Origin of the sequence: Campylobacter helveticus, from assembly GCF_002080395.1 — a bacterium.
Taxonomy (GTDB): Bacteria; Campylobacterota; Campylobacteria; order Campylobacterales; family Campylobacteraceae; genus Campylobacter_D; species Campylobacter_D helveticus.
This window is the reverse complement of record NZ_CP020478.1, coordinates 344888-359407: the sequence shown is the minus strand read 5'-3', so window position 1 is coordinate 359407 and position 14520 is coordinate 344888. Positions and strand designations below refer to the sequence as shown.

Annotated in this window: 13 protein-coding genes and 1 pseudogene; 10 read left to right on the top strand and 4 right to left on the bottom strand. The window is 34.6% G+C overall.

Annotated features, from left to right (window positions below; genetic code table 11):
- Positions 1 to 8: 8 nt before the first annotated feature.
- The 6 genes and pseudogenes from pseI (at position 9) to CHELV3228_RS01925 (ending at position 8091) form a co-directional block, all read left to right on the top strand.
- Positions 9 to 1034 (top strand): pseudaminic acid synthase, encoded by a 1026-nt coding sequence (gene pseI, locus CHELV3228_RS01950; protein ID WP_082199291.1) that lies wholly within the window; start codon positions 9 to 11, stop codon positions 1032 to 1034.
- Positions 1031 to 2767 carry a motility associated factor glycosyltransferase family protein gene (locus CHELV3228_RS01945; RefSeq protein ID WP_082199290.1) on the top strand — a complete coding sequence of 579 codons (1737 nt, stop codon included), beginning with the start codon at positions 1031 to 1033 and terminating at the stop codon, positions 2765 to 2767. Before pseI ends, CHELV3228_RS01945 begins: the two co-directional genes overlap by 4 nt.
- Positions 2764 to 4707 (top strand): motility associated factor glycosyltransferase family protein, encoded by a 1944-nt coding sequence (locus CHELV3228_RS01940; protein ID WP_082199289.1) that lies wholly within the window; start codon positions 2764 to 2766, stop codon positions 4705 to 4707. Before CHELV3228_RS01945 ends, CHELV3228_RS01940 begins: the two co-directional genes overlap by 4 nt.
- Positions 4701 to 6596, top strand: a complete 1896-nt coding sequence (locus CHELV3228_RS01935) for a motility associated factor glycosyltransferase family protein (protein WP_082199288.1) — start codon at positions 4701 to 4703, stop codon at positions 6594 to 6596. The genes CHELV3228_RS01940 and CHELV3228_RS01935 overlap by 7 nt, the downstream gene beginning before the upstream one ends.
- Before the next feature lie 87 nt (positions 6597 to 6683).
- Positions 6684 to 7046, top strand: a pseudogene (locus CHELV3228_RS01930) (DUF805 domain-containing protein).
- A gap of 100 nt (positions 7047 to 7146) precedes the next feature.
- Positions 7147 to 8091, top strand: a complete 945-nt coding sequence (locus tag CHELV3228_RS01925; protein WP_082199287.1) for a hypothetical protein — start codon at positions 7147 to 7149, stop codon at positions 8089 to 8091.
- A 4-nt stretch (positions 8092 to 8095) separates the two neighbouring features.
- Here the strand turns inward: CHELV3228_RS01925 and CHELV3228_RS01920 are convergent, their stop codons facing one another.
- Positions 8096 to 8668, bottom strand: coding sequence for a YceI family protein (locus CHELV3228_RS01920; protein WP_082199286.1), 573 nt, complete (start codon positions 8666 to 8668; stop codon positions 8096 to 8098).
- Positions 8669 to 8728: 60 nt separating this feature from the next.
- Positions 8729 to 9094, bottom strand: coding sequence for an HIT family protein (locus CHELV3228_RS01915; protein WP_082199285.1), 366 nt, complete (start codon positions 9092 to 9094; stop codon positions 8729 to 8731).
- An 85-nt stretch (positions 9095 to 9179) separates the two neighbouring features.
- Here CHELV3228_RS01915 and CHELV3228_RS01910 point away from each other — a divergent pair, with 85 nt between their 5' ends.
- Together CHELV3228_RS01910 and CHELV3228_RS01905 are read left to right on the top strand one after the other, a co-directional pair.
- Entirely contained in the window at positions 9180 to 9827 is a 648-nt protein-coding gene (locus CHELV3228_RS01910; RefSeq protein WP_082199284.1) for a putative metalloprotease CJM1_0395 family protein, read from the top strand.
- An 8-nt stretch (positions 9828 to 9835) separates the two neighbouring features.
- Positions 9836 to 10708: a DMT family transporter gene (locus CHELV3228_RS01905; protein WP_082199283.1), complete on the top strand. Its 873-nt coding sequence runs from the start codon at positions 9836 to 9838 to the stop codon at positions 10706 to 10708.
- Between the two features lie 12 nt (positions 10709 to 10720).
- Here CHELV3228_RS01905 and tupA read toward each other — a convergent pair whose 3' ends face one another.
- Positions 10721 to 11527, bottom strand: a complete 807-nt coding sequence (tupA, locus tag CHELV3228_RS01900) for a tungstate ABC transporter substrate-binding protein TupA (protein WP_082199282.1) — start codon at positions 11525 to 11527, stop codon at positions 10721 to 10723.
- 80 nt (positions 11528 to 11607) lie between these two features.
- On the opposite strand from tupA, the gene tupB reads away from it, so the two are divergent.
- Together tupB and tupC are read left to right on the top strand one after the other, a co-directional pair.
- Positions 11608 to 12294, top strand: a complete 687-nt coding sequence (gene tupB, locus CHELV3228_RS01895; RefSeq protein ID WP_082199281.1) for a tungstate ABC transporter permease TupB — start codon at positions 11608 to 11610, stop codon at positions 12292 to 12294.
- Positions 12294 to 13238 carry a tungstate ABC transporter ATP-binding protein TupC gene (tupC, locus tag CHELV3228_RS01890; RefSeq protein ID WP_082199280.1) on the top strand — a complete coding sequence of 315 codons (945 nt, stop codon included), beginning with the start codon at positions 12294 to 12296 and terminating at the stop codon, positions 13236 to 13238. Before tupB ends, tupC begins: the two co-directional genes overlap by 1 nt.
- Here tupC and CHELV3228_RS01885 read toward each other — a convergent pair.
- The gene (locus CHELV3228_RS01885; RefSeq protein WP_082199279.1) at positions 13233 to 14519 is read right to left on the bottom strand and encodes an MFS transporter; all 1287 of its coding nucleotides are present in this window, start codon (positions 14517 to 14519) and stop codon (positions 13233 to 13235) included. The genes tupC and CHELV3228_RS01885 overlap by 6 nt on opposite strands.
- Between the last annotated feature and the right edge of the window lies 1 nt (position 14520).

Genomic DNA, 14520 nt, shown 5'->3' with positions numbered 1-14520 from the left:
GACGCAAAATGCTTATAAATGATTTTGATACCACAAAAGGCGTTTTCATCATCGCAGAACTTTCAGCTAATCATTCTGGCAGCTTAGAACTTGGACTAAAAACCATCAAAGCCGCCAAAGAAGCAGGGGCAAATGCAGTTAAAATTCAAACCTACACCCCACAAAGCCTTACTTTAGATAGCGATAAAGAGGATTTTATCATCAAAGGGGGGCTTTGGGATAAAAGAAAGTTTTTTGAGCTTTACGAAAGTGCAAAAACACCTTATGAGTGGCACTCTCAGCTTTTTGAAGCATCACAAGACGCGGGGCTTATCTGTTTTTCTAGCCCTTTTAGCAAGGAAGATTTAGAATTTTTACGCCGTTTTGACCCAGCGGCTTATAAAATCGCCTCTTTTGAGGCAAATGATGAAACTTTTGTGCGTCAAGTCGCAAAAGAGAAAAAACCCACCTTTGTATCCACAGGAATCATTGATGAGAGCGAAATTGCTAGGGTTTGTGAAATTTTTAAAGAAGAAAAAAATGAAAACTTATGCCTTTTAAAATGCACCTCAGCTTACCCCGCAAAATTAAGCGATATGAATTTAAATGCCCTTAAAAGCCTTAAAAAATTTGGTTACGAAGTAGGACTAAGCGACCATAGCGAGGGGCATTTTAGTGCTACCTTAGCCGTAGCTTTGGGTGCTAGAGTGATAGAAAAACATTTCATACTAGATAAAAGTATCAAAAGTGAGGATAGTGCTTTTAGTCTTGATTTTAGCGAATTTAAGGCTATGGTAGATGCGGTAAGAGAGGCAGAGAGTGCTTTGGGGAGTGAGGATTTAAGCCTAGATGAAAAAACACTTCAAAACAGGCGTTTTGCAAGAAGCTTGTATGCTAGCAAAAATATTAAAAAAGGTGAAATTTTTAGCGAAGAAAATATCAAATCCGTGCGTCCCTCATTTGGCTTACACCCCAAATTCTACCCTCAAATTTTAGGCAAAAAAGCAAAAAGAGATATAGAATTTGCCACGCCTTTAAAAGAAGAGGATTTATGATAAATCCACCTCATCTTACTAAAAATCTCAAAGCATTAAAACAGAGTAATCCAAATTTAAACCTGCCCCAAAATCAAGATAAATTTAGCCTTAGTGATGACTTTAATCTCTATTTTAAAGAGCAAAAAATTTATCAAAATGTCAAGGAAGAATTAAGCGCTAAACTTATTTTTTTAAGAGAACATTATGCATATTATCCTCTGCTTTATTTTTACGGCTTTGGCAATGGCACGCTTTATAAAATTTTATGTCAAAGACAAAGCATTGTTGTTTTTGAGGAAGATTTAGAGCTTTTAAGCCTCGTTTTTAGCCTGATTGATTTTAGCGAGGAAATCCTTAGCAAAAAACTCATCTTAATCACAAATTTAAAAGAGCTTGACGCACTTTTTCAAAATGAGCTTATCCAAACGAGCTACAAAATTTATACCCTATTTTCACATAGTGCTTTTTACGAAAATGAGAATCTAGAGTTTTGGCACAGCAAGATGAAAGAGCATTTTGACTTTTTGCTTTTGCAAAAGGGTAACGACACAAAAGACACGCTAGTGGGTATGAAGCACACTCTGACTAATCTTAGCACTATGCTTGAAAGACCTAAATTTAAGGACTTTTTACAAACTTACCGCTTTCAAAATAAAACCGCCATTATAGTATCCACAGGTCCTAGCCTCACAAAGCAACTCCCCCTTTTAAAAAAAATCCAAGATAAAGCCGTCATTTTTGCCGCCGATAGTGCTTATACTATCTTAAAAAAAGAAAATATCAAGCCTGATTTTGTTTTTTCTTTAGAAAGGCTAGAGCTCACAAGTGAGTTTTTTAACGAAAACTCTACAAAATTTGATGAAGATACCCTTTTCATCATCTCTTCTTTAACCCACCCCAACACTTTAAAATACCTTGAAGATAAAAATTTTCTTCTTGTTTTAAGACCTTTTTATTTCGAAAATGCTTTAAAATGTGATGAATTTGGCTATCTAGGCGTGGGGGCGAGTGTCGCAAATATGGCTTATGAGTGTGCGGCGGCTTTAAGGTTTGAAAATATCATCTTCATAGGACAGGATTTAGCCTATGATGAGGGCGGACTTTCTCACGAAAAAAGCTACACGCTTCTTAGCCACCACAAAGACGACTTTAAGCGAGATAAGGACAAATTTTTGTGCGAGGCTTATGGGGGCGAGGCTTTGGCGCAAAGCTCTCTTGCTTGGACGCTTTTTAGGCTAGGACTTCAAAGAGACATTAATACCGCTAAAATACTAAATATCCGCACCTTTAACGCCACACAGGGCGGGGCGAGGATAGAGGGGACGATAGAAAAAAGCTTTGCGTGGTGCTGCGAAAATTTACTTTGCGAAAAAAAGAAAAAATTCACCCTAAAAAGCGGAAAAATCCCTAAAGAAAACACCCTTTTAAGAGTGAAAAGTCTCGCTCAAGGAGGCGAAGAATTTGCCCTTAAATTAGAAAATGTTTTAAAAGATTTTGAAAATGCCATTGCGAAAAATGAAAATTTGGAATGCTTTTTGCATATTTTTAAACAAATAAGCGAGGATTTTAAAAAGCAAGATATTTGCACGGATTTATTTTTAAATTTGCTTTTTGATTTAGAAAGCGAAAGATTAAAGTTAAAAGCTCAAAATGCCGATATTATGAGCGATTTAAATACACAAAAAAGCTATTTTGTAAAGCTTTTTGGGTTGTTAAAAGAGCAAAATGAGCTTTTAAAAGGATATGAATGAGTATTTATGAAAAAAATTTAAAGGCGTTAAAAAACCCCATCTTAAAAGAAGCTCTAAGCAAGGTAAAAGCGCCATTTCATTTTAAAATTCTAACGGGTAGCGACCCTTTGGATATTAATCTGCAGGATTTAAGGGATAATTCTTTACTCTATCAAAATCCTATGCAAGAATTAAATCAAATGATAAAACTTTATAATGAAAGCTACCCACTTTATCCCGTGCTTTATTTTTACGGCTTTGGCAATGGACTTTTGTATAAAGTTTTAGCACAAAATGAACATCATCTTTTATTTGTCATTTTTGAAAGCGAGATAGAAATCATTTATCACATTTTTCATCTTGTTGATTTTTCTAAAGAATTTGAAAAAAGCAAAATTTTATTTTTAAATCCAAAAGATGATGTCAATCTAGACGCACAAGCCTTATTTACAGAATTTAAACCCGCCTTTTACTCGTCTAGAGTTTATTTTTTAGAACTTCACTCAAGTTATTATGAAAAATTTAAAGATAATGTGAAGCATACAAATGAAATTTTCTCGCACACCATCGAAAATACAATCAACTCTTATGGAAATGATGCTTATGATTCTTTGCTTGGCATTAAACACCATAGTCTTAATTTAGCTAAAATGATAAGCCATCCAACCACACAAGAATTAAAAGCAAAAAGAAAAGGGCAGTTTAAATCCTGCGTGATAGTAAGCACCGGTCCAAGCCTAGCAAAACAACTCCCCCTTTTAAAAGAATTCCAAGATAAGGTCGTCATTTTTGCGGCGGACTCAGCTTACCCTATCTTAATACAAAATGACATCATTCCTGATTATGTGTGTATGGTAGAACGCACAGATTTTACAGCAGAATTTTTTAAGCACGACTTTGGCACTAAAGATGACAAAACGACCTTTTTGCTTGCTTCTTTGGTTTCTCCAAAAGCCATAGAGTATTTAGAGAGAAGAAATAAAAATTATAGTCTCATAGAAAAATTTCTGCCCTTTTATGTCTTTACCGCCCTTAAACGCTTTGGATATTTAAATGAAGCCGTGAGCGTGGCACATATGAGTTTAAGTATTGCTTCTTTTTTGGACTTTCAAAATATCGTCTTTATAGGGCAAGACCTAGCTTATGGCGAAGATGGAAGCTCTCACTCTAAAGATTATCAAAACGGAGAACATTTTGAAAGTGAGGGTTATGAAGATATTTTTGAGATAGAGGGTTATGGTGGAACTAGGGTAAAAACGCATTTCGTATGGCATATGTTTAAACATTTTTTAGAAAAACAACTCAGCATTTTGGATAAAAAATATCACTTTTACAATGCCACAGAGGGTGGTGCGAGGATAAAGGGAACGATAGAAAAGCCTTTTAAAGAATGCTGTGAGGAATTTTTTACCGAAGAAAAAGGAGTATTAGAGAAATTAGAAAATTTAAACGAAAAAAAACAAAAAGAATTTCTGCTTAAAGCCCTATATAAACTTTACCAAGCCAGACAAAACTGCCTTGAATTTAGAAAAAATTTAGAGGAAAATTTGGACGAGTTAAACTCACGAGTAAAACCTTACTTAGATAAAATTGACTTAAGTGCATTTGCACGGGGGGGGGGTATGCAAGATAGTATCGAGCAAATTATGCAAATAAGAGAAAAGATAGAAAAGGTGGGGCTTGATATGGCAGAGCTTTTACAGCCTTTGAAATTTCAATTTGACTTAAATTTGGGGCGTTTGGTTAGCATAGTCGCAAGAGATGACGCACAAAACTTGCAAAAAAATCTTTGGTGGATTAAGGAACATTTGTATTATTTTGAGCTTATCGCTAAACATATAAAAGAAGAAGAAAATGTCCTTGAAAGTGCCATTTTAAATTTAGAAAATGTAATGAAAGAAAAGGGCTTGAAAAAAAGAATTGAAAAATTGAAAAACAAATTTGAGGACGAGAAATGTTAAGGAGTGAATTTTTTGACAAAAATATCAAGGCGATGAGAGCTTGTAATGCGGAGCTTAGCAAAAAGCTAGATAGACTAAAGCAAACTAAAAAATACGAACTTATCTTTAATAAAGACCCGCTCAATTTAAATATTATCGAGCTTAAAACTAGAGCAAAAATGTATCAAAACCCCCTCAAAGAATTAAAAGAAAAGATAAAATTCATCAACGAAAATAGAGCCTTAAATCCCGTTTTATTTTTTTATGGAGTGGGAAATGGACTTTTATATAAGGCTTTGTTGCAAAATGAAACTTACAAAAAAATTATCGTTTTTGAAAAAGATATAGAGCTTATCTTCCTTGCTTTAAATGTTTCAAATTTTAGCGAAGATTTAGCAAGTGGGAGGCTCGTTTTTATACTTAGTAAAGAAATGAATCCTATAAAAGCCGTCCAGCTTTTTAGCTCACACGAATTTGCCCTACTCTACCGCTCCTATTTTTTAGAGCTTCATTGTGATTATTACGAAAAATACAAAAAAGACATTTTAGCCATTAACCACCTTAACAAAAATGCCATAATCGAGCTTTCCCTAAGAAATGGAAACGACCCAGCAGACGCACTTCAAGGCATAGACCAATTTATCCAGCACTTACCTAAAATGCTAACGCACCCTTGTATGGATAGTCTGATTCAAAAAAGAAAGGATAAGGTAGAAACCGCCATCATAGTCGCCACAGGACCAAGCCTTAGCAAACAACTACCCTTGCTTAAAAAATACGCCAAAAAGGCAAGTATTTTCTGCCTTGATGCAAGTTATGCCATTTTGGCGAAAGAAAAGATTAAACCTGATTATGTGTTAAGTCTTGAAAGAGTGGAGGCTAGTAGCAAATTTTTTGATAATGATTTTAAAGAATTTGATAAAGATGTGCTTTTCATTCTCCTTGCTCTCACCCACCCAAAAACTTTAAATTTCATCGAGAAAAATCACAGAGACTATATGCTAGCGCCAAGAATGCTTCCTCTCTCACAAGAGCTTGCGCTTAAAGAATTTGGCTTTTTAACTGGCTGGAGCGTCGCACATATCGCCTATTCCATTGCGTGGGCGCTTGGGCATAAAAATATCATTTTAATAGGACAAGACTTAGCCTATGCAAAAGATGGCACCACGCACTCAAAAGGCTATTCAAGAGGCTTAGAAACAGCCAAAAAAGAGGCAAATTCACAAGAGCAAAGAGAAATTAAAGCTTATGGAGGCAAGGGCAAGGTAAAAAGCACGAAAATTTGGACAATTTTTAGAGATTTTTACGAGCAGCTCATTTATCTTTCTAAAAATTCTTGCACAACTTACAATGCCACAGAGGGCGGTGCGAGGATAGAAGGAGCGATAGAAAAGCCTTTTAAAGAGCTTTGCGAAACCTTGCTTAAAAAAGAGCTTAAAAAGCCATTTCCAAAGCCAAAAGCTTTACCAAGAGCAAGGCAAAATGAACTAATGCTTCAAAGCTATAAAAAACTCAAAGGCTTCATAAGAACAAGTGAAAATTTAGGCAAAGAGTGCAAAAGACTTTCCAATCAAATCAAAACCATAACCAAAGGAGGCACACAAAAGCACTCTATTGAAACGATTTGCAAAAATATCGAAAGCTTTAAAAATAAAATAGGACAAAAGAAATATTACTATCTTAGTGAGCTTTTAGGTCCTAGCACTTTCCACGCAGAAAGTTTGCTCTCGCCTCTTTATCTCACATCGGTAAAAAATGACTCAGATAAGCAAAATAAACTTGTAGCGTGGATTTACGCAAATGAAGCTTGGATTGATGAAATTTATAATTTTATTTATATGCAAAATGGCGTGATAAAAAGGGCTATCGTGCCTTTAAGAGAAAGCTTAGAAAAGCGAAAATTGCTTTAAATTTCACATTTTGCAAATTTTTCCGCCCCGCCCTTGCGTTTTTTTTTGTATATAATCGCAGCTCCATTTTACATTAAAGGAGTTCAAATGAATTTTACACAAGCGGTGAGTGTTGGACTTACGAAGCTATTTTGTTTTCAAGGTAGGACTTCGCGTTCTGAATTTTGGTGGTTTGTTTTATTTCTAACGATTGTAAGTTTTATCTTGAGACTTCCCTTGTTTTTTCTTAGCCCTGATTCTATTTTTTATCTTTCGTATGATGCAATCACATCACTCGTTGTTGGGATTGTGGGAATCGCCATTCAGACAAGACGCCTCCACGATATTAACAAATCAGGCTGATGGCAACTTTTAAATCTTATCCCGTTCATAGGCTTCATTGTGCTACTTTGCTGGTTTTGTGAAAAAGGCACAGATGGGGAAAACCGCTTTGGCGCCGACCCTCTTTAAACACAAATTTAAAGCTTAACACCGCGTTAAGCTTTCTTTTCTTTCATCCTATCATTTAAAAAATGCTGTTAAAATTAGGCAAAAATAAAAGGCGTATAATTTGGATTTTCTTTTTGTTTTTAGCGTAATTTTTGAATTTTTAGCTCTATTTTTGGCATTTTATTTCCACAATGTTCGAATTTTCTTTTTAAGCCTTAGCTTAATCACCTTAAGACTAGCCTATCTTTTTAGCCCCATTTTTCAAGGACATTTGTTTTTAAGCTTATTTTTGCCTTTAATTTTCTTGCTTTTTTATCTTAAAAACTTTTCTAAAATCATCTTTTGCCTTGCTAATCTTGGGGCATTTTTATTGCTTATTTTAATGGGAATTTTAGCCCTCATCTTACCGCAAAATACACATTTTAATGCCACAAATTTAAACTATGAGCTTTTTAGTTTTTACACTCCGCTTAATGAACTTGGCTTTGTGTTTTTTTGTTTTGCATTGCTCTTTTTAACGCTAAAAGGGCTTAGAAATTTAGACTTTATCCCACCCCTTGTGCTTTTTGGTGCTTATGTGTGTTTTTTATTTAAAAGCGCTTGGGGGGTAAGATATTTTGAATTTGCAAGTTTTCTTTTTTGTTTTATTTTGCTTTTTAGTGCCTACAAAAGCTTATTTTTTGATAGTCTTACCAAACTTGGTAATGAAAAAAAACTCAAGCTTTATCTTAAAAATAAAGAAAATTACTATATCGCCTTATTACATTTTAACGAACTCAATCAAGCAAAGGAAAGTTATCAAAAGCTTATTTTAAAGCAAGTATCTAAAATTCTAAGGCGTTTTAAGGCTCAAATTTTCTTTATCGGTCAGGATTTTGTTTTTATTTTTGAAAATGAAGAAAACGCGTTAAAACATTTAGGCTACTTAGAGTCTTTGTTAAAAAATACAAATTTAAATTTAGAAAATGAAATTTTTAAGCTCGAATTTAAACTTGTCTGGCAAAAAAATGAGGGGAATTTCAAGCAAGATTTACAAAGCCTCAAGGAAAAAATTCTTGAGGCTTAAAGGCTTATTTCTCGTTAGCTTCTACCTCAACGATGATTTTTACTTCATCGCTTAAAGTAAGATTTGAAGTGCTTGGAGCAAATTTAAATTCGCTTCTTTTAATCTCACTTTCCAAAGTAAAGCCGATTTTCTCTTTACCATCTCTACCCTTAGCCACGCCACCGATTTCAGTATCAAAAACAATGTCTTTTGACACACCAGCTATCGTTAGTATTCCGCTCATTTTACCTTCATCACCGCCTTTTTTTTCGTATTTTTTCATCACAAAAGTCATTTCAGGGTGTTTTTTAGCTTTGAAAAAATCATCTTGTAAAAGGTGATTATCTCTTGTTTTATTATCTGTATCCACAGAAGCGATTTTAACCTTTGCTTCAAGCTTTTTAAATTCATTAGTCGCAGGGTCAAAATCAATCACCGCATCATAGTCCTTAAAATTCCCTTTCACATTACTAATTTGTAAATGCTTAATCTTAAAACCAATATCTGTGTGAGTCTTATCAAGCACATAATCCTTAGCCATAAGAGCTGGACTTAATAACGAAGCCGCCAAAAGCGAACTGAAAAGCAGTTTTTTCATCTTATTCTCCTTAAAGTAAATTTAGATTTGGAAATTCTAATAAAATTTAAATAACAAATGCTAACTTTTTAACTTTTCATTTAAAAATTCCACAAAATCTTCAAATTTAGGCAAATCAAGTTCTTTCACTTCTCTTTGTTGCTTTCCCCACATACACTCAGGGAAAAAAGCATCATCTTTAAAACGCGCCATAATATGAAAATGCACTCTTGGGACATAATTAGCAAATGAGGCGATATTAATTTTTTCAGGCTGATAAAATTCTAGTAATGCCTTTTCACAAAGTAAAATTTTATCAAAAAGCTCCCTTTGCAAATGCGTGGGACAATCGCTAAATTCCTTATAAATTTCTTTTGTAAAAATCTTAAGCCAAGGCACTTGGGCTTCTTCTTTTTCTATGTAAATCAACGCGTTTTCGTAAAGCATTATTTCTCCTTTTCGTTTTGCAAAAATTTATAATAGTTTTAAAAAACTTAAAGTAAAATATGAAGATTAAAAAAAAGGAGGAGAGATGATGATTAATTTAAGTTATTCAAATTATGATTATTACAAGCCTCAAGCCTCCAATCAAAATACAAATTCTAAAGATTTAAACCCTCAAAATCCAAACGAGGAAAATCAAACTTCTACCCAAAAAGAAGAAAATAAAGAACAAACTCAAATGGTAAATGGAGTTGAACTTACGGCAAAAGAAATTCAACTCGTAAGAGAACTTCAAAGCGTAGATAGAAATGTCAAAGCTCACGAAGCAGCACATCAAGCAGCGGGAGGAGGCTTGGCTGGAGTGGCAAGTTATAGCTATACGAGGGGACCAGATAATCAAATGTATGCCACCGCAGGTGAAGTGCCTATAAGAATGCAAAAGGGCAATACACCCGAACAAACTATATCTAACGCTAGACAAGTAATGGCTGCTGCGATGGCACCAGCCGACCCTAGTCCGCAAGATTATAAAGTCGCTGCAAATGCAACTAGAATGGAAATTGAAGCAAGAGCTGAAGCGACAAAATTAAAAGCCGAAGAAGCAAAAGAAAAAAATAAAGAAGAGAAACGCGAAGAAGATAAAGAAAATTCGCAAAGCTCAAACGAATTTAAAGAGCAAGTGAAAAAGGCTTATGATTTTAGTGAAGATTCTTTAGGACTTAACATCGCCTCTTAATAAATACTATGAAGCACGGCTATCTTTACCTTTCTCTCATTATCGCTATGTTTTTATGGGGTATGTCCTGGCCCACCTCTAAAATTTTAAGCTCTTACGCAAATGCGGAATTTGTCGTTTTGTGGCGATTTTTCTTTGTGATTATAGGCTCTTTGCCTGTGCTTTTGTTTTTAAAAATTTCTCTAAAACTTTCTAAAGATGCACTTAAATGGCTTTTTATCGCAGGGAGCTTAAATGCCCTTTATGCTTTTAGCTTTTTTCTTGCTTTGCGTTATGGCACGGCAGGTAAAGGTGGAGTTTTGGTTACGACTATGGTGCCGATTTTTTCCTATCTTTTTTTATTTTTAGGTTTTAAAAAAAGCCATAAACTAAGCAAAAGCGAAATTTTAGGACTTTTTATAGGCGTTATTTCGGGGCTTTGTTTGCTTAATCTAAATTCCTTAGAAGAGCTTTTTGGACGCTTTAATGTGTTGTTTTTATTTTGTGCTTTTGTGTGGGCGCTGATGAGTCTTTGCACCCATAAAACTAAAGGCTCACACCCTTTAGCTGTGAATTTTTATGTCAATTGCATTTCCTTTTTGCTTTTTACCCCACTTTTTTTAGATAGTGATAGCCTTTTTATCTTAGAAGTGGATATGAAATTTTGGCTTAATATGTTTGTCGTAGCATTTTTATCCACTGTAGTTGGGACTAGCATCTATTATTATGGAATTCATATTTTAGGAAGTGTGAGGGCAAATTCTTTTATCCTCGTAACGCCTGTGAGTGCTTTATTTACAAGTTTTTTAATCTTAGATGAAGTGCCAACACTTCTTACCTTAATAGGCTGCGTTTTGGCAATTATGGCGATTTATTTTATGGGGAAAAAGGGCAAAGCCTAGCTTTGCCACAAATTATTCTTTTCTGCTTTTCGCATCAACGATAAATAAAGGCTTATTAAGCAGTTTAAAATCACTAATCGCTTTTAAAGTGCTATCGCTCACAAGCCATTTGATAAATTTATCCGCCTCTTTATAATTAACATTTTTACAGTGCTTAGGGCTTACCGCTATGACAGAATAAAAATTCTTTAAACTATCATCACCCTCGCTAACAATCACTAAATTTGGATTAGCTTTTGCATCTGCTTCGTATTTGATATAAGTGCCGCGGTCTGTTAGTATCACCCCTTTTTTCTCTTCAGCTATTTTAATGCTTGCTAGCATTCCCTGTCCACTTTGGATATACCAGCTCTCTTTTTCAGGCACACCGCCTAAATTTTTCCATAAGCCTTTTTCTTTATTATCCGTGCCTGATTTATCCCCTCTTGAAATAAAAGGCATTTTTTCAGCCTTAATAAGCTCCAAGCTTTCTTTAAGGCTCTTGCCTTTAAATTTATCAGCCAAGCTTTTATCTGCCACAATGATAAAATCATTATACATCACAGGCGTTCTATCCACACCAAAGCCCTTACTAACAAATTCTTTTTCTACCTTAGGAGAATGCACAAAAAGCACATCAGCATTACAATCCTCACCAAGCTTCAAAGCCGCTCCCGTTCCCACAGCAACCCATTTGAGCGTATTGCCACTTTCTTTTTCATAAAGAGGTTTTAAGGCGTCTAAAAGCCCTGTATTATCAGTGCTTGTAGTTGTCGCCATCCTTAGTTCTGCCGCACTAAGACTAAGTGCTACCAAAGCGGATAAAAGAATTTTTTTCATCGCTTTCCTTTCTAAAATTGAAATAAAATGCAATTTTAGCACAATTATGATAAAATCACGCATCACTTAAGGATATAGTTTTGGAATATATATTTGACGCGTTTAAAGAAGCTTTAAATTTACTTTTTAATGCCGATGAAAGTGTGATTTCTGCGATTAAAACAACACTTTTAAGCTCAAGCATTTCTATTATCCTAGCCTTAATGGTAGGCTTTCCACTTGGCTTTTGTCTTGGCTTTTTTCAATTTAAATTAAAATCAAGTTTAAAACTACTTGTTAATACCAGCCTCTCCTTTCCCACGGTGGCGGTTGGGCTTATCATTTACGCTTTTATCTCAAGTAGGGGACCTTTGGGAGAATTTGGCTTACTTTTTACCACGAAAGCGCTTATTTTAGGACAATTCGTTTTAGCCTTGCCCATCATCATCGCTCTTTTTTCAAATTTAATAGAAAATATGGACAAAAAGCATTTTTTACTCATAAAATCCTTCCATCTAAGCCCTTTTAAACTCGTTTTAACCATAATCTACGAACTCCGCTTCGCTCTCATTAGCATTATCGCTCTAGCTTATGGTAGGATAGTCGCTGAAGTAGGCGTAGCGATGATAGTTGGGGGGAATATTAAATACCACACTAGAACCATAACCACAGCGATTTCTTTGGAGACAAATAAGGGCGAATTTGCCAGTGGTATCGCTCTGGCTTTAGTGCTAATTAGCATAGCTTTTGCGCTAAATTTCCTCATACATAGCCTAAAGAGAAGCTGATGATAGAAATTAAAAATCTTAGTTTTTTTTATGAAGAAAAACGCATTTTAAAACAAGCGAATTTAACCCTTGACACGAGTAAAATTAGCATTTTAATGGGGGCAAATGGAAGCGGAAAATCCACCTTTTTAAGAGTGTTAAATTTTTTAGAGGGCGATTTTCATCAAAATATTACATATTTTGGAAAAAATATTTTAAGCCACAAAGAAAAACGCAAGATTTACCTACTTTTTGCAGAGGCTTGTTTGCTTAATAGAAGCGTGGAAAATAATCTCAAATTCGTCCAAAAAACCTATCAAATTAAAGGCGATTTACAAGCTTTTTTAAATGAAATTTATACCCTTTTAGAACTTGATAAAAATTTGCTTAAAAAATATCCGGGGGAACTCTCCTCAGGACAGAGACAAAAGATAGCCTTTGCGATGGCGATAGCTGCTAGGGCGCATTATTATTTACTTGATGAGCCAAGTGCATTTTTGGACAAAAAAACCTCTCTTTTGCTTAAAAATGCTATTTTGCATATGAAAAAAAGCCTAAATTGCGGATTTTTAATCGCAAGCCACGATAAAGAATTTTTAGATTCTTTAGCTGAGATTAAATTTTATCTAAGCGATGGGGTGATTTTAGAATTTGAAAATACAAATATTTTTGAATTAAATCAGCAAATTTTACACTTTGAAAATACCATCAAACTCGATAAAAAAGCAAATAAAATAGCCATTAATCCCTACAAAATAAACCTTTATTCTCATCAAAAATATTGCATTAAAAATGCCAAAATCATAGCCCTTAGAGCAAAAAAAGATTTTGTTTTTATAAGACTGAGTGCTGGGGATAAAATTTTAGAATTCGCCCTTAAAAATGAGATTTTTAAACAAAAAAACCTAAGCCTTCATCAAAACTTAAATTTAGGTTTTGATGAAGAAGCGTTATGCTTTTTATAAACTTTTTTCTAAATCCTCTTGACTCACTTGTGCTTTATCAAATTTCACAACTAGATGCTGAGAATTTCTATACACTTCAAGCACACCTTTTAACTTTGAAACAGCGTTTAAATCAAGCTTAGTATCAAGGGGGAGATAAAGATTTTTAAGCTCGGCAGGGTTTTTTAAGAAAAGTAAAGAAAAAAACCAAATCAAAGCAAGTAGGATTAAAATTAAAGCTAGAATTTTAAGATTATCAAAATGTAAAAACGCCCCGCCAATCAAACCCCCACTAAAGCTTCCCGCATAACCAAAAGCATTAAAAGCACCTAAAGCCTTGCCTTTTTCATTGACCTTGCAAAATTTTGACGCACAAGATTGCATTATAGGCTCGTGCAAATTAAAGCCTAAAAAGAAAATGACCACCGCGACCATAAAAATGATAAGATTTTCAAAAAAAGCAAAAAAGATATAAGAAAGGATAAAAAAGGCAACACCTAAAAGCAAAATTTGTTTTGCCTTACCTCTTTTCTCTGCAAAAGCCCCAGCAAATCCCATAGCAACAAAACCCACAAGCATAGAAGCACTATAAACAACCCATAATTTTTCATAGCCAAAATGCCCAACCAAAACGATAGGAATAGCTAAAAAAGCAATAGACATAAGCATTTTTTGCATAAAATTTGTCGCGTTCATTAGGGCTAAATTTTTTTGTTTTAGTAGGCTTAAAAGCGGAGTTTTGTCATTCTCGTGCGTAATCTTAGGCTCTTTTGGCACGGCAGTGTAAAGCAAAATAATACAAAAAAATGATAGAGCCGCACTTAAATCAAACAAACTTGAAAGCCCATATTTAGCACTCATTATAGGTGCTAAAACCATAGAAAGTGCAAAGGCTATGCCTATAAATCCTCCCATCATAGCCATAGCCTTACCTCTTTTTTCTTCGCTGACAAAATCGCTTATCAAAGCACTCGCCACAGCTCCAATAGCCCCAGAGCCTTGCAAAATGCGTCCTAAAAGCATAGTATAAATATCTGTTGCACTAGAGCAGATTAAAGAACCTATGATGAAAATGACCAAGCCTAAAAGCATCGTTTTTTTACGCCCTATTTTATCACTTAACACTCCAAAAGGCACTTGAAATAGCATTTGCATTAAGGCATACGCACCGACTAGCAAACCCACTAAAAAATCATTTGCATTTTCAAGTTTTAAAGCATATAAACTAAGAACAGGCAAAACGATAAAAAGCCCAAAAAACCTAGTTGCAACGATGAAAGAAAGAACCATAATACTACGCATT